This is a genomic window from Streptomyces gamaensis (genome assembly GCF_042656465.1).
GTDB lineage: Bacteria > Actinomycetota > Actinomycetes > Streptomycetales > Streptomycetaceae > Streptomyces > Streptomyces gamaensis.
Genome location: NZ_JBHSPB010000018.1, coordinates 86,767 through 109,589 on the forward strand (window position 1 = coordinate 86,767; position 22,823 = coordinate 109,589).

Sequence of the window (22,823 nt, forward strand, 5' to 3'; positions counted from 1 at the left end):
AAGGGGAACCCTGTGGGCCTGGAAACGGCAGCCGCTCTCGACATCGACCCCGTTCTGGACGACTCCCGCACCCGGATCGTGGTGTGCTGCGGCTCCGGCGGTGTCGGCAAGACCACGACGGCGGCCGCGCTGGGGCTGCGGGCGGCGGAGCGCGGCCGGAAGGTCGTCGTCCTGACCATCGACCCGGCCCGTCGGCTCGCGCAGTCCATGGGCATCGACGAGCTGGACAACGTGCCGCGCCCGGTGCCCGGGATCGACGGCACCCGGGGCGGCGAACTGCACGCCATGATGCTGGACATGAAGCGGACCTTCGACGAGATCGTCGAGGCGCACGCGGACAAGGAGCGCGCCCGCGCGATCCTGGAGAACCCCTTCTACCAGTCCCTGTCGGCCGGTTTCGCCGGCACGCAGGAGTACATGGCCATGGAGAAGCTCGGCCAGCTGCGCGCCCGCGACGAGTGGGACCTGATCATCGTGGACACCCCGCCGAGCCGCTCCGCGCTGGACTTCCTGGACGCTCCGGGGCGCCTCGGGTCGTTCCTGGACGGCAGGTTCATCAAGGTGCTGATGGCGCCCGCGAAACTGGGCGGCCGGGCGGGCATGAAGTTCCTGGGCGTCGGCATGTCGGTGATGAGCGGTCCGCTGAACAAGCTCATGGGGGCCCAACTCCTGCGGGACGTACAGACCTTCGTGGCCGCCATGGACACGATGTTCGGCGGTTTCCGTACACGCGCGGACGCCACCTATCGCCTGTTGCAGGCGCCCGGTACGGCCTTCCTGGTCGTCGCGGCCCCGGAGCGGGACGCACTGCGCGAGGCGGCGTACTTCGTCGAGCGGCTGGCCGAGGAGCGGATGCCGCTGGCCGGGCTCGTACTGAACCGGGTGCACGGCAGTGAGGCGGCGCAGTTGCCCGCGGACCGGGCGCTCGCGGCGGCGGAGGCGCTGCTGGAGGACGCGGACGGGGCGGGAAGCGCGGTGTCCGAGGGCGGTGGTGGCGGCTCCTGGGGAGAAACCTCAGAAAATCATGACGGCGTCGGCATGGTGGATCGCGACAGCGGGCAGGCTGCCTCAGGCGACGCTGACACTCCGGGCGCCGGCGCCCCCATCGTCCCGGACACCCCCGAGAGCGGCTCCCCCCGGCCGGCCCTCGGCACAGACCCCGCACCACCCACGCACTCCACATCCACACGCTCCACCACGCCGTCGGAATCCACCGCCCCGTCGGCCGCCGTGGCCGAGGCACGGCTGGCCGCGGGTCTGCTGCGGCTGCACGCCGAGCGGATGCACGTGCTCGCCCGCGAGCGGCGCACGCGCGACCGCTTCACCGCGCTGCACCCGGAGGTCGCGGTGGCGGAAGTGGCCGCCCTGCCCGGCGATGTGCACGATCTCGCGGGGCTGCGGGAGATCGGCGAGCGGATCGCCGCGCGGCCGCCCGCCGGGGCCCGGGCTGCGGAGCACTGCGCGGGCGCGCCCACCGAGGCCGGTACCGAGGCGGCCGTGCACACCGGCAGGGCCGACTGACCGCGGAGTCCGGCGGCGCCCGGGAGTCGGCCCGCTCAGGAGACGGCGGCATCGCGGTCCCGGCGTCGCCGGCCGGTGGCAGGGGCAGGGCCGCATGGCCTCGTACGGGCCGAAGGCCGGTACGGGCGGCTGCTGTTGCCATGCGTACTGCTGCACGTACTGCTGCGGTTCCGCAGCGGCAGCGCGCGGGGAGGCGCGCCGGGGTCTATCCGGCAGCGGCGTAGGTGTCGTACTCCTCGTCGCCCAGCGGCAGGAGTCCGGCCCCGCGCTCGTACTCGGTACGGGCGGTCTCCAGGAGCCGGCGCCAGGAGGTGACCGTGGGGCGGCGGCGCAGCAGCGCCCGGCGCTCGCGCTCCGTCATCCCGCCCCACACGCCGAACTCGACGCGGTTGTCCAGCGCGTCGGCCAGGCACTCGGTGCGCACCGGGCAACCGGTGCAGACCGCCTTGGCCCTGTTCTGCGCAGCGCCTTGAACGAATAGCTCATCCGGATCGGTAGTGCGGCAGGCGGCCTGCGCACTCCAGTCGGTTACCCAGCCCATGCTGGCGCCGTCCTCTCCCGAATCGGGGCTCCCCCACGGCGGCAGCGGCATATTCACCGTTGCCAGTTGAGGACGTTACGGAAGGCGGGCAGGGGGCAACACCCCCTTCGGGCCCAATCTTGGATGGCCCGAACTGACTATGCGTACGCGGCAGATCACCCAACAGAGTGAGCTGGCGACATCACCGACTTTCCCGTCATACCAGGGCAGTTCACCCCGGCTCTGGCGGGCGGCACCTGACACAGACGGCAATAAGGACACATCTCATCACTCACAAGAGTGAGGGCGTGGGGAACACCGACTGAGACCGCAGTGACTGGCGTGAAACAGCGTAGGCGAACACACGGGCGTCTGTCCGCCGAATGAGAACGTAGGCTTCTTCCCATGGCTATGAAGCGCTCGGGCGAGGGTTCCACCAGGAGCCGGCAGGCCGCGAAGTTCCTCGGTGTCAGCGTGCTCTCCGGAGCGGTTCTGGCGGGTCTGGCCCTGCCCGCGGTCGGCGCGGCCGGCCTGGCGGCGAAGGCGTCCGTCGAGGAGTTCGACGAGATCCCCGCCAGTCTGAAGACACCGCCGCTCAGCCAGCGCACCACCATCCTCGACGCCCAGGGCGGCGAGATAGCGAAGGTGTACTCGCGCGACCGCACGGTGGTGCCGCTGAACGAGATCTCGCCCTACATGCAGAAGGCGATCGTCGCCATCGAGGACGCGCGCTTCTACGAGCACGGGGCGGTCGACCTCAAGGGCGTACTGCGCGCGATCGACAAGAACGCGCGCTCCGGCGGCGTCTCCGAGGGCGCCTCCACCCTCACCCAGCAGTACGTGAAGAACATCTTCATCGAGGAGGCCGGCGACGACCCCGACAAGGTCGCCGTCGCCACCCAGCAGACCCTCGGCCGCAAGGTCAAGGAGCTCAAGTACGCGATCCAGGTCGAGAAGGAGCTCGGCAAGGAGCGCATCCTCGACAACTACCTGAACATCACCTTCTTCGGGCAGCAGTCGTACGGCGTGGAGGCCGCCTCCCAGCGGTACTTCAGCAAGCACGCCAAGGACCTGACCCTGAGCGAGTCCGCGCTGCTGGCCGGCATCGTCCAGTCGCCCAGCCGCTACGACCCGGTCATCGCGCCCAAGGAGGCCACCAAGCGCCGCAACACCGTGCTGCAGCGCATGGCCGAGCTCAAGCACATCACCCCCGCCGAGGCGGCCGCGGCCCAGGCCGAACCGCTGAAGCTGACGGTGAGCCGTCCGAAGAACGGCTGCATCACCGCCGTCAACGGCGCGGGCTTCTTCTGCGACTACGTCCGGCAGGTCTTCCTCCAGGACCCCGTCTTCGGCAAGACGAAGGAGGAGCGCGCCAAGCGCTGGAACCAGGGCGGCCTGACGATCCGCACGACGCTCGACCCGCAGACGCAGAAGTCCGTGCAGAAGTCCGTCTCCGAGCACGTCTACCAGACGGACCCGGTGGCCACGGCCGTCTCGATCGTCGAGCCCGGCACCGGCAAGGTGCTCGGCATGGGGCAGTCGCGCCCGTACGGCTTCGGTGAGAACCAGACGCAGATCAACCTCTCCGCCGACCACTCCATGGGCGGCTCGACGTACGGCTTCCAGACGGGTTCGACCTTCAAGCCGGTCCTCGCGGCGGCGGCGCTGGAGGACGGCGTCCCGGTGAGCCGCTCGTACTCCTCGCCGTACCGCGTCGCCTACCCGAGCTCGGTGGACACCTGCACCGGCACCTGGCACAACAGCGAGGGCTCCACCGTCAGCAACGAGAACACCAGCGAGGTCGGGCCGTACGGGATGCGGGAGGCGACCGCGAAGTCGGTCAACACCTACTTCATCCAGCTGCTCGGTGACATCGGCACCTGCCCGATGACGAAGATGGCCGACAAGCTGGGCCTGAAGCCGGCTTCCGGCCAGAAGCTCAAGCAGGTGCCGGCGACCGCGCTCGGTTCCGAGGGCATGTCGCCGCTGGCCATGGCGTCGGCGTACGCGGCCTTCGCCAACCGCGGGACGTACTGCACGCCCGTCCTGATCTCCTCCGCCACCGGCCCGAACGGCAAGAGCCTGCAGGTGCCCAAGACACAGTGCTCGCGGGCGATGTCCGAGGAGACCGCCGACACCGTCAACGCGCTCCTCAAGGGCGTGGTCGAGGACGGCACCGGCAAGCAGGCCGGACTGAGCGGCCGCGACAGCGCGGGCAAGACCGGTACGACCGACAACCGCAAGGCCGCCTGGTTCGTCGGCTACACCCCGAACATGGCGGGCGCGGTGTGGGTCGGCGGCGCCGGCAGCAAGGACGTCGAGATGGAGGGCATCACCATCGGCGGCGTCTACCACGACAAGGTCTACGGAGCGGACACCCCGGGCCCCATCTGGCGCGACGCCATGGAGGGCGCCCTGCAGGACCGCCCGGCGCCGACGTTCGGCACGGTGGCGGGCCTGGACGACACCCCTGACAAGTCCGGCAAGAACGGCGGCACCGGCAAGAACGGCCAGAACGGGGCGGGCGGCCCGGGGAACCAGGGCAGTCAGGGGAACGACCCGACGGCGCCCGGAACTTCCGGTTCCACCGGCGGCGGCCATGGGCGCGGCAAGCCCGGTGGCACCGGCGCCACCGGTGGCGGCAAGCAGACTCCGCCCGGCGCCTGAGCCGTACGGACGGGGCGCACGAACGGAGCCGTACGAACGGAGGGGCGCCCGGACCGCGACGGTCCGGGCGCCCCTGCGCGTACGTACGTACCCGTGCGCCGGCTCAGCCCGCCAGCAGGCGCTTGACCTCGGCGGCCACCCGGCTGCCCTCGGCGCGGCCCGCGACCTTCGGGTTCACGATCTTCATGACGGCGCCCATGGCCTTCGGGCCCTCGGCACCCGCCGCCTTCGCCTCGGCCACGGCCTCGCCGACGAGCGCGGCCAGCTCCTCGTCGGTCAGCTGCTTCGGCAGGTACGCGGCGAGCACCTCGCCCTCCGCGCGCTCCCGCTCGGCCTGGTCCGCCCGGCCGCCCTTGTCGAAGGCGTCCGCCGCCTCGCGGCGCTTCTTCGCCTCGCGCGTGATCACCTTCATGACCTCGTCGTCGGAGAGCTCACGGGCGCTCTTGCCCGAGGTCTCCTCGTAGCCGATGGCGGACAGGGTGAGGCGGAGGGTGGAGGAGCGCAGTTCGTCACGCGCCTTGATGGCGCTCGTGAGGTCGTCCTGGAGCCTGGACTTCAGCGTGGTCATGGCGCAATCTTCGCATTCGGGAGGCGGGAGCGCCGCGAATTAACGGCCCGGAGGGCCGCCGGGGCCCCGACGCGGACGGCCTGCGACCGGGCAACTCCCCCTCTGTGCAAGGTTGTCCACAGGCCGTGACCGGTCCGTCGCCGGGGTCTGCGACCATGGGGGCATGCGCGCGCGATACGGAGTACCCCTGGGAATCACGGCCGTCGGGGCGGCCGGTCTCGCCTACGCCGCGGGCTTCGAGGTCCGCTCGTTCCGGCTGCGGCGGGTGACCGTGCCCGTGCTGCCGCGCGGCATGCGGCCGCTGCGGATCGTGCAGGTCTCCGACATCCACATGGTCGGCGGACAGCGCAAGAAACAGCGCTGGCTGCAGTCGCTCGCCGGCCTGCGCCCCGACTTCGTCGTCAACACCGGTGACAACCTCTCCGACCCCGGCGCCGTGCCCGAGACGCTGGACGCGCTCGGCCCGCTGCTGGAGTTCCCCGGCGCGTACGTCTTCGGCTCCAACGACTACTACGGGCCGAAGCTGCGCAACCCCGCCCGCTATCTGCTGGAGCGGGCCAGCGGCCGGCACGGGCTCAACGGCAACGCCCCGGCCGTCGGCGCGATCCACAACCCGTGGGAGGAGCTGCGCGACGGCTTCGACGCGGCGGGCTGGGCCAACCTCACCAACACCCGCGCCACCCTCAAGATCAACGGCTATGAGATCGCCCTGACCGGCCTCGACGACCCGCACATCAAGCGCGACCGGTACGCGGAGGTGGCCGGCGGCCCGCAGCAGGGCGCCGACTTCTCCATGGCCGTCGTCCACGCCCCGTACCTGCGCGTCCTGGACGCCTTCACCGCCGACGGCTACCCGCTGATCCTGGCCGGCCACACCCACGGCGGCCAGCTCTGCGTGCCCTTCTACGGGGCGCTCGTCACCAACTGCGACATCGACCCCGGGCGGGTCAAGGGCCTGTCCACCCACCGCGCCGGCGGCCGGACCGCCTTCCTGCACGTCTCCGCGGGCTGCGGGACGAACCGCTACACCCCGGTCCGCTTCGCCTGCCCGCCGGAGGCGACGCTGATCACGCTGACGGAACGGGACGCATAGCGACGCATAGCACCGACCGGACATACGGGCCGGTACGGGGCATCCTCCCCGTACCGCCTCCGCACCCCCGTACGGTGGGGGGATGATCGACCCGTCCTCCTCCCGCCTGCGCACCACCACGAAGAGCGCCGCGCGCGTCCCGGCGGCGGCCGTGGTCCCGATGGGCCGCCGCCCCTTTGCGGCCGCCTTCCGCGCGCTGGTCGCCCTGGCCGCGCTCACCGGCATCGTCTTCGACGCGATCGACTCGCACGACCTCGGCCGCCTCTTCAGCTACTTCACGATCCAGTCCAACATCCTGGTCGCCGTCGTCTTCGCCTGGTCCGCGTACCGCGCCTGGACCGCCCGCCCGCCGCTCTCCCCCCGGCTCACCGGGGCCGCGCTGCTCTACATCAGCATCACGGGCCTGGTCTTCCACTTCGTCCTCGACAACGACGCGAGCGGCTTCTCGATGACCGCCCAGCGCACCACGCTGGAGTCGATCGCCAACCAGCTCCTGCACACGGTCACCCCGATCGCCGCCGCCCTCGACTGGCTCCTGCTGACCGCCCCGGCCCGCTTCACCCTCGCCCTCACCGGCCAGTGGCTGGTCTACCCCCTCCTCTACCTCCCCTTCGCCCTGACCCGAGGCGCCCTCCTCACCCCCGGCACCGAGGGCCGCTACCCCTACCCCTTCCTCGACGTCGACCTCCACGGCTACACCGGCGTCCTCACCAACGCCGTGACCTTCGGCCTCGCCTTCTGGTCCCTGGCCCTGGCCCTCTTCCTCCTCGACCGCTTCCGCCCCGACCCGCACCCCCTCTCGAACCGGATTTCACGTCCGGGCGCCCGTCCGCTAAAGTAGAGCTCGTTGCACCGGGGGCTACGGAATGTAGAGCTCGGAGCATCGGGGTGTAGCGCAGCTTGGCAGCGCGCTTCGTTCGGGACGAAGAGGTCGTGGGTTCAAATCCCGCCACCCCGACAGAGAAACACAAGGTGAGAGCCTTGATCGACTGAGTCGATCAAGGCTCTCACTCGTTTCTGGACCTCCTTGGGAGCCTTTTGGGAGCCGACTTCGGAACCCGGCTCCCAAGCGGCGCCTAGCCTCGTGTCAGCAGGCGTGCCTGCAAGAGCTCATCGAGCACGCGCACCGGCGACCGCGGGCACATCGCCAGCCGCGCGTCGAGTGCCGCCTCCCACAGTTCGGTGAGCCCGAGCATGAGCCGCCTCCGCATGGCAGGAGTCACGTGGGCGTATCGCGCCGAGACCGACCCGTCGATATGGCCCATACGCTCGTCCATGAGGACCTTCTCCGTACCCAGCTCCTCCATGATCGTCCGGTGCGTGTGCCGGAGGCCGTGAGGCGTGAGTCCCTTCGCGACCGGAACCCAGCACGCGTCCGCCCGCCCGGAGGCATTGCGCCCCCGTACCGGCACGCCCGGCCAAGGTTCGCCGAGCAGTGGTACCGGTCGTGCCTCCTGCGGAGCCTTCTTCGGGTACCAACCCGAGACGGCCGGAGCGAACAGCCACGTCGCGAAGCCGTTCCGGCGCCAATGCGGCGCGTGCTCCGACACAGTGCCGCCCCGTACGAAGCCGAGGGCCTCAACCGCCTCCTCCACCCGCATGCGCGTGGAGGAGGTCACGCGGTCGGGGTGATTGAGGACGTTCGACACAGTGCCCGTAGAAACACCGGCGTGACGCGCGACGTCAATGAGCTTCACACCGTTGTGCTTGCTGGTGCGGGCCGCCCCCAGCCCCCGGAAGACGTACACCCTGCCATGGCATGGACAAGGAGTCGGCTTCGTGCGGGCGATGTGATTGACGACCAACGCCGTCAGAAAGTCCGGGGTGTCGACGGTACGGTAGCTGTCGTCCTTGGGCGGGCACCTGACCAGTTCGCCGGAGTCGAGTTCGTACAGCTGCCACTCGATCCGGATGGCTCCAGGACGGACGAACTCCGTCTCAAGCCCGACGAGTTCCCCCCACCGCTTGGCCGTAAAGCCCTTGAGGACCACAGCAACAAACTCGTCGTCACGGCCAGAGAGCAGGGCCATGCGCTCGGCAATCAGCACTACACCAAGCGCATCCGTCACGACCTTCTCGGGGCCACGCCCCCGCGAGCGACCGGCACGCTTGCCCCGGCCACGCCGCTTAACAGCGGGGTTGGAGACGATGAGCCCTTCGTCCACGGCATCAGCCAGAATGAGGTGCAGCGTCGAGCGCCAGGTCTTGACGCTCGACACCGCGTAAGCGGCCTTTTCTTGCTTCTCCCAAGCGTCGACGTCTGTGCGAAGGATGCCGGCGAGCGCCTTCTCTTCGAAGGCAGGGAGTAGATGCTCTTCGATATGCCTCCTGTAGTTCTGCATCGTCGATGCGGCCAAGTCCTGGTTCTCGTACCAGCGACTGGCGTACTCGCCGAAGGTCTCCTGTCCCAAGGAAGGGTCACGCCAGTCACCACGGCGGAACTCGATCTCCGCCGCATCTGCAGCACGCTTGGCCTCGCGCTTGGTGGCAAACCTCATTGCCTTGCCCCCGGCGTCGAGCACCGTGTTGTGCCTGCCAGGCGCGATCTTGTACCGGGCGCGCCAGTAGTTTCCGCGCCTCTCCGCGAATCCCACGTACTCTCCCCCGGCCTCAGCAAGCCACATTCGGCGACTGGAACTTGAGGGCGCGGCGCGGACGCCGGGCCTTCAAGCGCACGACCGGTTCGGCACCGCGCACCTGGTGCAGCCGCACTGGATCAGGGTCGGATACGTGCCGAATGGGCTGAAGAGGAAGCTCTTCAAAGGCACGAACGATCTCGGCGAAGTGCTCGGCCGTGAAGCGGTAGGACCCGCCGACCCTTGTGAACGGGATACGGCGACGGCGAGCCTGCTCCTTGACCCACCACTCGGAGCAGCCGAGGGCCTTGGCCACTTCCACCGGATGGAAGAGGCGCGGCAGGACAACATCAGTGACACCGTGACGGCTGTGACTGCTCATGCCTCTCCCCCCTCGTCACCGGGCTCGACGTATCCCCCGGCCTTCCTGATCAGCTGGGCGTCGTTGGCCATTCGGGCGCAGGTCTGGCGGACGAGGGCCGGGTCGAGGCCGGTGTCCTCGGCGATCTGCTTCGGTTTGGCGCCGGGGTGTTCGCGGACGTGGCGCAGGACGGTGGCGCGGGTGTCGCCGATGGTGTGGTCGGCGGCAGGGCCTTCGAGAAGCTGCCAGGCACCGGCCTCGGGGAAGAAGCGGAGCGCGTACTCGGCTTCGTCGACGTCGCGGCCGGTGACGTGAAGGACGCCGTCGGCCTGGCCCCGGGAGCGCTTGAGGACGAGCGTGGCGTCCGCCGCCCCGGCGAGACCGTTGGTGCCGGAGACCTCGGCGAGGAAGTCGTCCGAGCCTGCCTTGCGGACGTGGTGGACCAGGACCAGCGCGATCCCGTAGTGGTCCGCGATGCGCTTGGCGTGCCCGACGGCCGCGTAGTCCGCGTCGTAGGCAGAGGCGCCGGGGGCGGACGGGCCGCGCATCTTGGCGAACACGTCGATCACGACCATGCGCGCGCTGGGGGTGCGCTCGATCCACTGCGCGATGGCCTCTCCCCCGCCCTGCGGCAGCGACGGACACGAGGTCGCCAGCGTGAGCGTGGAGGGCGCCCGGTCCTTGCCGAGGATCTTGCGCATGCGGGTCTGCAGACGGCGCGGGGTGTCCTCCTACGAGCTGAGCAGAGACCCCTACACCAACCTCACGGGAGCCCAGGCCCTCAGGGCTCGCTCAGTCTTACAACGACTAACACACTGAGCCGAGTTGACGGTGGGTGATGATGCAGCAGGCGAGTTTGCGGAAGGCTTCGTGGATGTCGGCCCTGCGTTCCCAGCGGATCCGGAGACGTCGGAAGCCGTGCAGCCACGCAAAGCTGCGTTCGATCTCCCACCGGTAGGTACCCCGGCCGGTGCCGTGCCGCATACCACGGCAGGCGATGGCAGGCACGATGCCGCGAGCGCGGACCTGGTCGCGGTAGATGTCGTGGTCGTAGCCACGGTCGGCGAAGAGCGAATCGGGCTTGCGGCCGGGACGCCCCACCCGGCCGTGGACCGGCGGGATCGCATCGAGCAGGGGCAGCATCTGGGCGACGTCGCCCACGGTTGCCGCCAGTCAGCAGGACCGCGAGCGGGGTGCCGTCCCCATCGATGATCAAGTGGTGCTTCGAGCTGGCCCGGCCCGGGTCGACCGGCGAGGGACCCGTGTGGCTCCCCCCTTTTTGGGCTCTGATGTGCGAGGAGCCGGCCACGCAACGGGACCAGCCCAGCCGTGAAGCCGCGTTGAGCTCCGCCAGCAGGACCTCGTGCACCCGCTGCCAGACGCCGACCTCGTTCCAGTCCCGCAAGCGACGCCAGCAGGTCATGCCCGAGCCGAAGCCCAGTTCCCTGGGCAGGTAGCCCCGCTGGAGGCCGGTATACAGCACGTGCAGGATCCCGCACAGCACATCCCGGCCCGGCAGCGGCTTACGGCCCGGAGAGCGAAAGCGGCGTTCACGCTGCGGCAGCAGAGGCTCCAAGCGGTCCCACAGCCCCTCCGACACGGTCCATGGCGATGTCCCCAACACCGGGCCGAACGCTCAACTCCCGCTCCGGACATGGCCATCAGCGCCGACCTACCTCATTGCGTTAGCCGTTGCCAATCACAAGATATTGCGTGGGAACTGCAGACAAAGCACCGGAATCCAGCAAGGAGCTAAGCCCTCGAAATATCAAAGGATATCCTCGCCTCGTCAACTTACCGAATTCCTCTTGAGCTTCAACCTTAAGGGATACACCACCCCAGAAATGCACCTCGTAAGCATCTCCAAGTTCACGAGCCACATTCCATTCATTCCGGCTAAGGAAGAAGCGCACCTTCTCTTCCCCGCTAGCCTTCACCTCAATTCTCCGCTTAGGATTATAGTTCAAATCTTCAATATCATATCCTAGAGTCTCGTCATCGCGCGCCACCCACCGCACTTTGGTACCGTCCGCGGCCTGCGTGCGACAGTACTGATAACTGTAGAGCTCTCCGCGATTCCCCATATCCTTCTTGAAATCAAGCTCAGGCCCCACCGCCATCGGCAACAGAGACCAAAAACCGTCCAACTCGGATACAAGGCCGGCATGCACCCGCAGTTTATCTGTGAACGAAACAGCGCTAAAACGACGAAGGATCCCAGTCAGCTGAGGCGCAACACCCACCGCAAGATCCCTGGAACACACAAGAGATCCGGTTGGATCTATCTCACTTACCTCAAAAAGACGCCGAATTTGACCCGAGAATATACCCGACCGGATCAACGTCTCCGCGAGGAGTATTCCGCCCACCTGATGGTCCTGGGTGGCAACCCGAACCCCGGTCTTCGTAGGCCGCAATCGACCTTCGTTGATTTCTACGAGCCCAATCTGAACCAAGACATCAACGAGTACAGGGATGTCAGCCATCGGACCACCGCACTGACGCCAGAAATATCTGTGCACCTTTGTGACACTGATTCCCGGGGGCGGGTACCTACGGATTCCTGTGAGAATTATCGGCAACCGATCAACTCTCACACCCGTCATCCAGCTACTGAGGTCCTGAATCATTATATGTCCTGGCCCAACAAGTAGCGTAGAAGCGCTTCCAGATCCTCCTCATCGCCTTCCGCATCAACCGACGGGTCCTCCGATAGCTCGATGGGAAGCAGTTCTGCACCCTCAAGCAGCTTTTGCATGCGCTGCGACTTTGAGGCCAGGGAAGCCTCGACCAGGGCATCTACCGTTTGCCGACCATCGATCAAAGCATCGATGATGTGAACATTTACCGTTGCGTCCGCCGGCAGACCCAGTCGATGAATTCGATCGATAGACTGCAAGAACATGGCACAGTCATAGGTTCGATCGAGATAAATGGCGTTGTGACACGACGAGTGCAGAGAGATAGATTCTGAACACGAAGCGGGATTGGTGACCAACACCGCAGGCCCACTTTCCCGCAGAAACCTCTCAATTATAGATTCGCGAGTATCGTCGCCTTCAGCTGACTCTATTGTAGAATTTGAACCAGAATGCAATGCATCTTGACCTGCGGGTACCCGGCCGTCGATCTGATAGCATGGAATTCCGAGAGTCTGAGTCACAAGACTTCGAAAGTGATCCAGGTTGACGACGAAGTTACTCCAGCAGACAACTTTTTCTCCCTTATTCACTATCGAGCGAATCAACTCAATTGCGGCCGCCGACTTTGCCGGAATCTCGTCTGAAAAGCCATAGCTAACGAGACGCTCCATGAGCGTTGGCGCTCTATCCTCCATCTGCGGAAGTCGGAAATAGGCGTCCTTGGAAGAGAAGGTCAAAGGATTCGCAGCAGCCTGCAAAAGACGGATCGGGCGACCCCGTCGAAGGCTCTCAATTTTATCCTGCCAGGTAACTGCGTCTGCAATCCTCTGCCGGAAACGATTTTCGATCAGCTCATAGATCTCTGCTTGGATTCCCGACAGCTCCACAGGGTGGTGATGGATACGGTAGGGAGGGAGTCCTAGCGCCGATTTAGGCGTGCGCGAGACGAAGGGCATGACGTCGCGGACAATATCATCGAAATCGCTCTCAACGCGGCTTGCAAAGGCTTCTCTCGTACCCGTCAACTGGCCATCGGGCCACAAAATACTAAGCTGGGTAAAGAGGTCTTTCCCTGACTGTGGCATGGGTGTTCCCGAAAGGACTATGCGCACTTTCGCCCTCTTGGAGAGCTCCACCAGTGCTGGAGCCCAGACTCCCCCGCGAAACCTCTTCACGCGATGCGACTCGTCCACGATTAGCATCACGTCATGATGGTTGAACAGATCCAGCAGCAACATTTGGTCAGCCGCCGCAGTGGGATAACTGAGCAGTAGAAGCTCGTTCGCCCTGACCTGCTGATAAGTGACTTGTCGCTGGCGTGCGGTACCACGCACTCGGCGGGTCCGGATCAAGGACCCAATCGCAGCACGAGTTTCCTTCTCCCAGGGATCAAAGCACGCCAGAGGACCAACCACTACAATAACGTCAACTGTCCCAGCTTGCAGGTGCGTTACAGCGGCGGCAAGAGTAGTCGTAGTCTTTCCAGCACCAGGGACAGAAAAGTTGCCGACATTGATCGCTGTCAGTGCGTGAGCTACTCCGATTCGCTGATGTGGCCGCAATGTTCTATCGGCTGACCACCCAAAATTTTGCAAGGCCACATCAACCCGTGAAAAGTCAAACTCGGAGCCCTCGATCTTTTGTTTTAGAGCAGCCTTTTTAGTTCGCACGAAGCTGCGCCGGCGTTCCAGCTCCAGGCTGACTGTGGTACTTACATCACCTGCACCTGCCACTTCCCAGCCGTTGGCAGAAAGCCAATCATAAACCCTAAGGGTCAAAGCAGGGAGGCTTAGCCGTCTCCGGGGACAGCGGTAACCACGTTGTTCTTCTAGCGATTTAGCTCCGAGAACACTTCGGAAGAACAGGCGAGCTCTGCGATCAGCCGTTAGCGTCGTGCTAAGTACGAGTAGATCGCCATCCTCATAATGCAAGGTGACCTTTTCGAGGCGCTCCATGTGGTTAGGCCTCCGTAGTCGTCAGGTGCCTATTGCAGTCCGCCCACTCGACTATCTGCTTCAGGCTTTTCTTGACCATGGCTCCGTCATCGCCCGTGAGCGCAGCGCTTAGACGCTCCTTATCCCCGAGTACCTCAAGGCGGTTACACACTTCGTGCAAGACTTGTACCACATCGTCTTGTCGCGATGCCGCGAATCCGTCGATGGCTAGATCGATTGCGCTACCCACTTGACTCGTTGGATAATCGACGACCTCCGGCCCAGGCCCTTCTTGATCGGAATCCTCTTCGATTTCGTCGTCAGCGGCGTCTCGGTTCCTCGGCACGGAAGATCCCGGGTTCGAAAGGGACGGTCCCGCCGAAAGCTCCCATCCAGATTCCGCTTCAGCTACAGTCTCCGCCAACCGGTCAAATCGACGTTTGTCCTGCTTAAACATTGTCCGCATTTCACGGATATCCAAATGCGTCTTTCCGGACCGGACGGCAGCAAAAAGCGTTTGAAGGATCTTCTCTTCCTCCAGGGGATACTGACCTTCAATCTGCAGCATCATGCGACCAATATCCCGGAATCGCTCAAGCGTCTTCAATACCCTATGGTACTCACCGACTTGTCCTGAGTCCTCAAGAAAGATATCCATGTACTTTACGGCATAAAGATCGCGCAGAACCTCTCCCTTCGACTTCTCGACCATAGTCTGAAGGGCCCCAGCCACCGATTCGACACTATCTCGATCGAACCATTCGATTTCGCGATTCTCCGCGGCCTCACGCAGTGCGAGCAGGTAGTCGATGTCGTTGTAGCGAACTTTGAAATTCTCGGTGAGCTGCTCTCTCTGCTCCATCTCCAGCAGTATTGCTTCGTTAATCTCGCCGACGGGCAGAATAATGGCTTCAACCCAGCCCAGTCCCGTCGCCCCGCCTTCACGCTGAAGCCTTTTAATCATAGAAAGGCGGCGGTTACCGTTCCGAACGGTACCATCGGGACGAATCCACAGCGGTGACTCTTGCTTCCGCCGGAGCCAATCGTTCTTCAGGGACTCTGCACTACCAGTTGGCTTTCCAACCACTTGGTCGCTTTCGACCCTATGAGACGCGTCCAGCAGAAGAGACTCGATCGAGAGCTCATCTGTCGGATTATTCTCAGGGTCAAGAGGGCGACCGAGGTGCTCTTCGGCCCACATTCGTTCGGCGCGGAACCGTCGATTATCCGCGTTGAGCAGCAATCCCTCAACAGGGACGCGATAGACATCGAAACTGCGCCACTCATCTTGCACCCAGAGCCGCACCTTGTTGCTAGTGGCAGACTTCTCCCGTGCAATGATGTGTGCCCGCTCAGCTGAGTTACTACGCATTTGCCCCCCAGGTGTCGTATGTACCCGCTCGTCTACAAAGCCTTAGCGAAGCGTGACTTCGCCATTTGAATCGCGAAGCGGAAATTTCGAACGTCCGCCTCGTTAACATGTAGAGGCTTCATATGTGAAATCCACGAGTCAACGTCATCCACGAACCGAAGCTTGGCTGTTCCGGCCTGCGGCCTACAGACGACAACAACGTCCCACTCGCAATTCCCCGGATTGCTGTGATGCCCCATGTGCCCGTCACTTCGCACGGGCCAAAGTTGTGTGACTGCGAGCTGTGCATAGTCCAAGGACAACCCTACGGCTTCCCAGGCTTCTGGATTCGAGGAATGATAAGTAAACGCGAACGGCTTATTACCTCGTGCTCGCTTGACCATCTCGTTTAGGGATCTGCCCAGCTGGGAGCCGAAAGACCGTACTGGGTCTTCAGATTTTGGCAGTAGAGGTTCGCCCGCGAGTTCCAACTCTCCAAACCATGCTCGATGGAATTCAGACAGCTCATCGTAGGCGATAAAGTCAAAGTATGGCGGATCAAATACCGCTACATCAACCTTTTTTATTGAGTCGATTCCGGAAGCAGACGCGGCGTTCTTAAGGCCGACCCAACTATCTCCCTCTGCGCGCTCGAACGCGAACGTGTTCGCGACGGGCTGATTCGCTTGGTAATCCCAGATGTGGCGACGCACCTGCTTCGAGTCCGACTTGGCGACACGCTCTATACATGCCGCAATGGTCCCGCGCCCCGCAGTGTCGTGCAGGGGATTCAGCTCTACCATCAGCGCTGGAATTGAGTAACCACGCACTGAAAAGAGAGCAGAAAGCCGCCCGTAGTCCGTAGCGTAGCCGCACAACTTATTGTTGGTTGCGAGGGAGTTAGAGATTGCAAGTTCAAGCGCCCTCCGGATTCTCTCCTCACGCACCTTTTCGCGAATCCATTGGAAGGCATGCCCAAGTACAAGCAACTGACGTGGAGTGAACAGTTCCTCGTAGGAGGTGATTCCGAAACTGCGCGGCCGCTCATCCGATCGGATCGCCCTGATCTCCCCCTGAGGGCGCGGAAGAATATTCCGCTGCAGTTTCCATTGCCTCGCCGCTTCAAGCTCACTCATAGCGTCAGCTTCATCGGGCATACGGAGCCTGCGACGCCCGTTTACCTGAGTCTCTTCCACAGCAACGATCCGCCGTCGCGCTACGCCGGTCTTGAGCTCACGGTGGGTCGACGTTTGGCCACATGACGGGCAGTGATATGCGGCTGCCCTATAGGTTCCAGAGCCAATTCGGGACCGCTTGCCACAGCAGACGATCTCCTTTCGATCTGCTGAGTCCAGGTGATGAAGGGTCCAACAGATGGGGCAGAAAACTGTCAGCGCATGGTCACGTACTACGGCACCAACCTTTTTCGGGTCTCGGACGAGGACCAGATTGCGATATAGCGCACCTGTTTCGCTGCACGACGGGCATCGTACCTCGGCAACCGAGAAGTAATGAAGGGGCTGGACATCAGGCTCCGACGGGTAGAGCCAGGACAACTTTGAGCGCAGGTGACGAAGAAGCTGGTCTCCGTAGGCTCGCAGTTGCTTGCCGTCAACAGGCGTGAGCTCCGATTGCACGATGCGCACAGACATAGGGTCGACGTCCGACCCCATAACGAAAGCCCCGAGCCTCTGGGCCTCTACCAGCGTCGACCCTCCGCCCATGAACGGATCATAGACAGTGAGACCAGCTAGGTGGTGGTCCTCGGACGCGTACCTGCTCCAGAACTCTTGCTCACTCGTGCTGGGAGGAAGGGCCGTCGCAAGGAGGAGTGCGCGCAGAAGAGCCGGCGGCCGACGAGCCCACCAACGATGCGCAGCGTACGCAGGATCCCGCACCCGCCGGTCCTTCGCGATCAACTCTGAGAGTTCGCGGGCCGGGAACCAGGTCTCGATGAGGGAGGCACCTGGTTCGGGAACGCTCGCAAGATCTGTTAGGTACTCCGAGAACCTGAGCTGCGTACCTGCGGCGACATCCAGAGTCATCATTCTCCATCTTCTACTACCAGCTGGTGGAGACTCCAGATGCCGTCATGGTGCTCCGAGTCGCACAGCGTCCTAACCTCTTGCAGGATAGCCCTTCAAAGATCTGCCAGGGGAGCAAAGCGGTCGTGCCGACCGTCCGGAGCGCGCGCGACACCACGAGAGGCGGACGTGACTACCGAATCGACCCACTATGTTACGCACAGTGAGCAAGTCGCCGGGCTCTGTCTGCGCAGCCTGGCGCGGGTCGCGTCCACGGAAGTGGTGTATGGGTTCCCGCCCGTTCCAGGGGATTGATCCGTGGTTGCGGCGCCCTCAACACCGATGCTTCCCAGGGGAAGCCCCTGGGCATTCGGACGCGACCAGTGGATCTGCCCGTTGCGCTACGGGGCAATCGGCCCGGCCGCCGACTGGCCTGACCCGTGGTCGGCCACCCTCGCCCGCATCAAGCCAGTCTCACTGGCCGACGAACACGTGGCAGGGAACCTCCAGGCCGGCCGCCCACTGGCTGCGACGTCCGCAAGGGAGACGCCTGGGGGCCAGGCGAGGCACAGCCCTCCGCCGAGGATGAACCACCTAAAGCTTCCGGGCCGGGCCGCAGGAGCAGATCCAGGGCGGTTGACGGACGCTTCCCTGGACGGCCCCGGTCAACGCGTGACCGGGAACCTGTAGATGATCTCGCACAGGGAGGCGGGCATGACGATGTCCGCGGTCTCCACCGCCCGACCGTCGTCGCTGTAGTACGTGCGCCGAACTCTCGTGACCAGGGTGCCCGTTTGGATGCCGAGGAGGTTCGCCTCCTCGGCATGCGCGTGTCCGGCTTCCGGCCGCTCCTCTACCTCCGCGACCGTGATGCCGATCTCCGCCATGCGACGGACCACGCCGGCGCCGGCCAACGGTCCTGTCTCGGGCAGGATGACCAAGGACCCGGCCGTCAGGCTGTACGGCTCCCAACTCGTCACGAGCTGAACCGGTTTCCCGTCCGCCAAGTATTCGTACGAGGTACGTACGCAGTAGTCGCCCTCCGCGATGCCGAGGCGCGTGGCGATATCGGGCGTCGCGGGCACCATGCCGTCCGTCCGGCTCTCGGACGTCCCCCGCTTACCCAGCGCCGCCATGTCCGCGTAGAACGGCGCCTGACCGGCCTGCTCTCGTTCGGGTGAACGGACCACACGCACACGGTCGCGCCAGGCGGCCACGTAGGTGCCTGATCCCGCGCGTCCGGTCAGGACTCCTTCGGCAATGAGCCACTCCTGCGCGCGGCGCACGACGGCGTCGGTCACTCCGCACTCCTCGGCCAGCCGGGCGCGGGAGGGCAGGCGCTCACCGGGCTTCCACTCCTCGCTCTCGATGCGTTTCCGGAGCGTCTCGGCGAAACGGCGGTAGGGCGGAGGCTGCTGTCGCATGCGGCAAATCTAGGCCCGTAACACCTTTCTGGGGGACCTATCCAATCTAGACGCCTAACTTCTCAATCTGGGCTACGCTGCTGCCCGAGGCGAGGCTCCAACGCCCAGGACCGTCGTGGGCGCCGCTCCGCAGTCAGTGCCGCACAACGACGGAGGAACGCGTTTGTGCCCCTCGTCTCACGCTCGCGTCAACCACATCGCCGCCCACCTCATGAGTGCCGGATGCACGCCGTGGGTGGTCGATCACGGGACACATGTGCGCATCGAGGCCAACGTTCCAGTGCCCCTCTTCCCCGGGCCGCTGCGAGAGCTCTTGCGAGCTCTCGCAGCTGCGGACCGGTGGGGAGTCGTCCGGGACAGCAGAAGAGGTCATGTCGTATGGGCCGCCGTCAACAAACAGTCCCCAGGGGGGATCACACCGCTTCTGGGGGGCGACCCCCGACCATGAGGAGCTGATCAGCATGTTCCGCCCGCTCCGTCGTACGAACCCGCCTACCCGGGAGCAGGCTCTGCCGCCACCAACCCCGCATCTGTCCGTCCCGTGCCTCACCGGTGAGCACAAGCAATGCACTGCCGCAGAACACGCCATCTCTCGGCCGGTGCCAGGCGTCACCTACGAACGATGCGGCTGCCCGTGCCACCGGTCGGCCAACCCCAACTGGGCTGTCGTGAGGGGCACCTGATGCCCAGCCCGTACGCCGCCCTCACCCTCGTCGAGGTCTCCCCCGCCACCGTCCGCCATGGCGACCTCATAGAGGTCGGCGACCAGCAGTTCGCGGTGGACCACGTCCACGAACTCCCGGACGGCGGGAAGCGCCTGTGTGCCGACTCGGGTGCATCCCTGCACATGCGCACCGGTACCCGGCTGTTCGCCATGCGTCTGCACCAACCACCCGGCGGAGGCTCACGATGACCGACGCAGACAGCCCGCGGCTGCTCCCGTGGAGCGGTCCGGGCGGCGCTCCGTGCTACCTGAACACGCGAGACAGTGACGGCTTGTCCGACCGGGTGGCGGACAGTGCCGAGGAGGACCAGCTCGACCGGGCTTCCGGGCTTCTCGCGCACACCGAGGAACTGCTCGCACGTGACGGTTCCGAGCCGGATGAAATGCACTACCTCGTCAGGCCGTTGGTGAACGCACTGCGCGATGTTCTTCGCGTAGCCGTCAGCCGGGGTGCGCGTCTGCACATCACCCCGCACACCGCTACCGGTACGCGCTCTCACTGGCTGCTGTCGCCCGACTGTGCCGTCAGCGCGCAGTACGCAGGCGAGTGCACCGTCTGCGCGCAGCAGTGCTCCATGACGTCAAGCCCGAAGAGAGTGCACGAGTGGCTCCTGCGGCACGCGCAGGAGACCGACCATCTGCGTTTCGAGGTGCTGACTCACCAGTTCTTCACGGTCGCTGCGGGCCCCGCACACCCGTGCTGAGATCCTTGTCGGCATGAGCACACCGCCGAACGGATTGCCTGTCTACCGAGTCATCACCGGTCCTGACGACGCCACGTTCTGCCGACGCGTGAGCGAAGCGATCGGTCTTGGCTACGAACTGCACGGAGGTCCCGCCGTCACCTTCAACGGTGAGAACGTGATCGTCGCCCAGGCGTTGGTCTGGCGGACGCTGTCGCGGCACCGTCAGGAGTAGCGATTCTCGCGACCGGACCACGACCGGATACCGGTTCGTTCGCGCCCAGCCCGGCCAATGCCGCCGCCTCCTCGCTGTCCTCGTCGGCGCTGAGCACGTGCAGCACCACGCCCGTCTCGCCGGGTGCGGCCGGGACGTGCAACGTCTCGTAGTCCAGGGTGAGTACGCCCGTGGCCGGATGGTGGATCGGTTTGCGGCCTCCCGCGCACATCACGATTTCGCCGGTGGACCAGATGCGGCGGAACTCGGCACTGTGCGCGGAGAGTTCGTTGATGAGGGCTGTCAGTTCCGTGTCGTCGGGGTAGCGGCCCGCGGAGACGCGCAGTTGGCCGACGGATTCGGTGGCGCGGGTCTGCCAGTCGGGGAAGACAGTGCGGGAGGCGGGGTCGAGGAAGAGGTATCTGGCCTGGTTGCGGTCGCGGCGGGGCGGGTCGGCGAGGCCGCCGAGGAGTTCGGCGGCCAGGGGGTTCCAGGCGAGCACGTCGAGACGGTGGTTGGTGGCGAAGGCCGGGCAGTCGGTAAGGGAGCGCAGGATGCGGCGCAGGGCGGGGCTGACCCGGGTCCTGGGCGCCTCGCCGCGTCGGGTCCCGGCCAGGGTGCCGAGGTGGGTGCGTTCGGCCGTGTCGAGGCCGAGTGCCCGGGCGAGGGCGTCGAGGACCTCGGGGGACGGCTGGGTGGCCCGGCCCTGTTCGAGGCGTACGTAGTAGTCCACGCTGATTCCGGCCAGTTGGGCCAGTTCCTCGCGGCGCAGCCCGCGCACCCGGCGGCGGGCTCCGGCGGCGATGCCGACGTGTTCCGGCGCGACGCGTCCCCGGCGGGCGCGCAGGAAGTCGCCGAGCGCCCGGCGGGTGTCCCCGACTCCGTCGATCCGGCCGGCAGTGCGCTCGTTCTCTTCCATGGACCCAGTATGGGTGGCCCTCTCAGTACCAGGACCGCCGGTCCACCGGCCGTACCGGGTACTGGCTGCGCCCGCTCGCCCCGGAGATCGTGGTGGCATGACCGCGAGCACGCAGAACTTGCAGAACGTCCAGAGCACGCACCACGCGCAGAAGAAGATCCTTGTCGTCAGTGCCCACCCCGAGCCCCGTTCCCTCAACGCCTCCCTCACCAGCTTCGCGGTCGAGCACCTGCGCACGGCAGGGCACGAGGTGCGGGTGTCCGACCTGTACGCGATGAAGTGGAAGGCGACGCTGGACGCCGACGACTTCCCGGACCACATTGCGGACCGGCGGCTGACGGTGATGTCCGCCTCGGAGCGGGCCACTCTGGCGGGGAGACTGGCGCCGGACATCGCACAGGAGCAGGAGAAGGTGCGGTGGTCGGACGCGGTCGTGCTGCAGTTCCCGATGTGGTGGTTCTCGGCGCCGGCCATTCTGAAGGGCTGGATCGACCGGGTGTTCACGTCCGGGTTCGGCTACGGCCCGGCGGTGCCGCCGCCGTACAGCGAGGGCGCCCTGGCGGGGCGGCGGGCGCTGGTGTCGGTGACGCTCGGCGCCCGGGAGTCGGCGTTCTCGGAACGGGGCATCCACGGGCGGCTGGCGGACGTCCTGCACCCGTTGCAGCACGGCCTGTTCTGGTTCACCGGGATGGCGCCGCTGGAGCCGTTCGCGGTGTACGGCTCCAACGACCTGCCGGAGGAGCGGTTCGCGGCGGCCCGGGAGGAGTTCGCGCGGCGGCTGGACGGGTTGTTCACGGACGAGCCGGTGCCGTACCGCTCGCTCGTCGGCGGCGACTACGGACGCGACATGCGGCTGCTGCCGGGCGTGGAGGCACCGGGGACCGGCGGGCTGGATCTGCACGTGCGACCGCGCGTCCGTCCCGGTCGGTGACGGCCGGGCGTGACGGGACGGGCCGTACGGGCCGGCTCGCCCCGTCGGCCGGGACGTGGTCGACGGCTCCTCACGTGACCTTGACCGTCACGTCCTTCGACACGGTCTTGCCGTGGGCCACCCGCAGGTGTTCGGTGCCCTTGTTGTTGAGCTTGACCTTGGTCGAGTAGGCGCCGTGCTTGACGGTCGTGCTGGCGTGCAGCGTGGTCCACTTGTTGCCCTTCTTGTGCTGGACCGTGAGCTTGCTGCCGTCCTTGATGTTCATGACCTTGCCGGAGAGCGTGACCGTCTCGCCGTGCTTGACGGACTTGGCGCTCGCCTTGACGGTGATGGACTCCTTGGCGGTCTTGGCGTTCACCGTCTGCCCGACGGCCGTCACGACGGTCCCGGTCGCCGCGGGGGTCACGGCGATCGCCGGTGCGGCACCGCCCGCCAGCAGCGCGGTGCAGGCGGCGGCGGTGATCGTGGCGGTCCTCAGGCGGTGGGTTCTGGCTATGGCCTTCACAGCGCTTCACCTCACGCTCGGGTGCGGGTTCGTTTCGGAGTGTGGTCACTGAACGCTGGATGCGTTTCGCCCCCTTTGCGGGGTTGTCTCCAGTCAAGGCCACTCCGGAATCGATGGCCGGGGCATCATTCCGCGTAGTCCCCACGACGTAGTTCCCCACGACAGG

Annotated in this window: 19 protein-coding genes, 1 tRNA gene and 3 pseudogenes; 9 read left to right on the top strand and 14 right to left on the bottom strand. The window is 65.6% G+C overall.

Translation table 11 applies throughout. The features are described 5' to 3' along the window. Positions 1 to 12 precede the first annotated feature (12 nt). Positions 13 to 1,521: an ATPase BagB gene (bagB, locus tag ACFP1Z_RS25650; protein ID WP_390319844.1), complete on the top strand. Its 1,509-nt coding sequence runs from the start codon at positions 13 to 15 to the stop codon at positions 1,519 to 1,521. 205 nt (positions 1,522 to 1,726) lie between these two features. Here the strand turns inward: bagB and ACFP1Z_RS25655 are convergent, their stop codons facing one another. Beyond that, entirely contained in the window at positions 1,727 to 2,062 is a 336-nt protein-coding gene (locus tag ACFP1Z_RS25655) for a WhiB family transcriptional regulator (RefSeq protein WP_390319846.1), read from the bottom strand. A gap of 384 nt (positions 2,063 to 2,446) precedes the next feature. Here ACFP1Z_RS25655 and ACFP1Z_RS25660 point away from each other — a divergent pair, with 384 nt between their 5' ends. After that, positions 2,447 to 4,708, top strand: a complete 2,262-nt coding sequence (locus tag ACFP1Z_RS25660; RefSeq protein ID WP_390319848.1) for a transglycosylase domain-containing protein — start codon at positions 2,447 to 2,449, stop codon at positions 4,706 to 4,708. Between the two features lie 103 nt (positions 4,709 to 4,811). Here ACFP1Z_RS25660 and ACFP1Z_RS25665 read toward each other — a convergent pair whose 3' ends face one another. Continuing rightward, a complete protein-coding gene (locus ACFP1Z_RS25665) occupies positions 4,812 to 5,276 on the bottom strand; it encodes a GatB/YqeY domain-containing protein (RefSeq protein ID WP_390319849.1) in 465 nt (154 codons plus the stop codon). Between the two features lie 163 nt (positions 5,277 to 5,439). Between ACFP1Z_RS25665 and ACFP1Z_RS25670 the strand changes: the two genes are divergently transcribed. The 3 genes from ACFP1Z_RS25670 (at position 5,440) to ACFP1Z_RS25680 (ending at position 7,327) form a co-directional block, all read left to right on the top strand. Further along, positions 5,440 to 6,369, top strand: a complete 930-nt coding sequence (locus ACFP1Z_RS25670; RefSeq protein ID WP_390319851.1) for a metallophosphoesterase — start codon at positions 5,440 to 5,442, stop codon at positions 6,367 to 6,369. Between the two features lie 82 nt (positions 6,370 to 6,451). Further along, positions 6,452 to 7,210 carry a Pr6Pr family membrane protein gene (locus tag ACFP1Z_RS25675; protein WP_390319852.1) on the top strand — a complete coding sequence of 253 codons (759 nt, stop codon included), beginning with the start codon at positions 6,452 to 6,454 and terminating at the stop codon, positions 7,208 to 7,210. Positions 7,211 to 7,253: 43 nt separating this feature from the next. Continuing rightward, positions 7,254 to 7,327: transfer RNA gene (locus ACFP1Z_RS25680), tRNA-Pro, on the top strand. A gap of 118 nt (positions 7,328 to 7,445) precedes the next feature. Here the strand turns inward: ACFP1Z_RS25680 and ACFP1Z_RS25685 are convergent. The 10 genes and pseudogenes from ACFP1Z_RS25685 to ACFP1Z_RS25730 all read right to left on the bottom strand — a co-directional run bounded on the left by ACFP1Z_RS25685 (position 7,446) and on the right by ACFP1Z_RS25730 (position 18,681). Continuing rightward, a complete protein-coding gene (locus tag ACFP1Z_RS25685; protein ID WP_390319903.1) occupies positions 7,446 to 8,963 on the bottom strand; it encodes a LacI family DNA-binding transcriptional regulator in 1,518 nt (505 codons plus the stop codon). A gap of 16 nt (positions 8,964 to 8,979) precedes the next feature. Next, complete coding sequence (locus tag ACFP1Z_RS25690; protein ID WP_390319854.1) at positions 8,980 to 9,327, bottom strand: helix-turn-helix domain-containing protein; 348 nt, start codon at positions 9,325 to 9,327, stop codon at positions 8,980 to 8,982. Next, positions 9,324 to 10,025, bottom strand: a pseudogene (locus ACFP1Z_RS25695) (AAA family ATPase); the annotation flags it as partial. The pseudogene ACFP1Z_RS25695 and the gene ACFP1Z_RS25690, both read right to left, overlap by 4 nt. Before the next feature lie 88 nt (positions 10,026 to 10,113). Further along, positions 10,114 to 10,946, bottom strand: a pseudogene (locus ACFP1Z_RS25700) (IS5 family transposase). A 45-nt stretch (positions 10,947 to 10,991) separates the two neighbouring features. After that, positions 10,992 to 11,792: a protein NO VEIN domain-containing protein gene (locus ACFP1Z_RS25705; RefSeq protein ID WP_390319856.1), complete on the bottom strand. Its 801-nt coding sequence runs from the start codon at positions 11,790 to 11,792 to the stop codon at positions 10,992 to 10,994. Positions 11,793 to 11,935: 143 nt separating this feature from the next. Beyond that, positions 11,936 to 13,903, bottom strand: a complete 1,968-nt coding sequence (locus tag ACFP1Z_RS25710; RefSeq protein ID WP_390319858.1) for an SNF2-related protein — start codon at positions 13,901 to 13,903, stop codon at positions 11,936 to 11,938. Positions 13,904 to 13,907: 4 nt separating this feature from the next. Further along, a complete protein-coding gene (locus tag ACFP1Z_RS25715; protein WP_390319860.1) occupies positions 13,908 to 15,176 on the bottom strand; it encodes a hypothetical protein in 1,269 nt (422 codons plus the stop codon). A gap of 110 nt (positions 15,177 to 15,286) precedes the next feature. Then, positions 15,287 to 16,369: a hypothetical protein gene (locus tag ACFP1Z_RS25720; protein ID WP_390319905.1), complete on the bottom strand. Its 1,083-nt coding sequence runs from the start codon at positions 16,367 to 16,369 to the stop codon at positions 15,287 to 15,289. Positions 16,370 to 17,041: 672 nt separating this feature from the next. Next, positions 17,042 to 17,281 (bottom strand): annotated as a pseudogene (locus ACFP1Z_RS25725) (DUF1156 domain-containing protein); the annotation flags it as partial. A 641-nt stretch (positions 17,282 to 17,922) separates the two neighbouring features. Then, entirely contained in the window at positions 17,923 to 18,681 is a 759-nt protein-coding gene (locus ACFP1Z_RS25730) for a GntR family transcriptional regulator (RefSeq protein WP_390319861.1), read from the bottom strand. 682 nt (positions 18,682 to 19,363) lie between these two features. On the opposite strand from ACFP1Z_RS25730, the gene ACFP1Z_RS25735 reads away from it, so the two are divergent. The 3 genes from ACFP1Z_RS25735 to ACFP1Z_RS25745 are packed head-to-tail and all read left to right on the top strand — an operon-like array spanning position 19,364 to position 20,323. Beyond that, positions 19,364 to 19,594 (top strand): hypothetical protein, encoded by a 231-nt coding sequence (locus tag ACFP1Z_RS25735; RefSeq protein ID WP_390319863.1) that lies wholly within the window; start codon positions 19,364 to 19,366, stop codon positions 19,592 to 19,594. After that, the gene (locus ACFP1Z_RS25740; RefSeq protein ID WP_390319864.1) at positions 19,591 to 20,109 is read left to right on the top strand and encodes a DUF7848 domain-containing protein; all 519 of its coding nucleotides are present in this window, start codon (positions 19,591 to 19,593) and stop codon (positions 20,107 to 20,109) included. Before ACFP1Z_RS25735 ends, ACFP1Z_RS25740 begins: the two co-directional genes overlap by 4 nt. A 13-nt stretch (positions 20,110 to 20,122) precedes the next feature. Continuing rightward, positions 20,123 to 20,323 carry a DUF1737 domain-containing protein gene (locus ACFP1Z_RS25745; RefSeq protein ID WP_390319865.1) on the top strand — a complete coding sequence of 67 codons (201 nt, stop codon included), beginning with the start codon at positions 20,123 to 20,125 and terminating at the stop codon, positions 20,321 to 20,323. Here ACFP1Z_RS25745 and ACFP1Z_RS25750 read toward each other — a convergent pair. Next, positions 20,253 to 21,221 (bottom strand): helix-turn-helix domain-containing protein, encoded by a 969-nt coding sequence (locus tag ACFP1Z_RS25750; protein ID WP_390319866.1) that lies wholly within the window; start codon positions 21,219 to 21,221, stop codon positions 20,253 to 20,255. The two genes, ACFP1Z_RS25745 and ACFP1Z_RS25750, sit on opposite strands and share 71 nt — an antisense overlap. Before the next feature lie 97 nt (positions 21,222 to 21,318). Between ACFP1Z_RS25750 and ACFP1Z_RS25755 the strand changes: the two genes are divergently transcribed. Further along, complete coding sequence (locus tag ACFP1Z_RS25755) at positions 21,319 to 22,152, top strand: NAD(P)H-dependent oxidoreductase (RefSeq protein WP_390319867.1); 834 nt, start codon at positions 21,319 to 21,321, stop codon at positions 22,150 to 22,152. A 70-nt stretch (positions 22,153 to 22,222) separates the two neighbouring features. Here ACFP1Z_RS25755 and ACFP1Z_RS25760 read toward each other — a convergent pair whose 3' ends face one another. Further along, positions 22,223 to 22,657, bottom strand: a complete 435-nt coding sequence (locus ACFP1Z_RS25760) for a hypothetical protein (RefSeq protein WP_390319868.1) — start codon at positions 22,655 to 22,657, stop codon at positions 22,223 to 22,225. Positions 22,658 to 22,823: the final 166 nt, after the last annotated feature.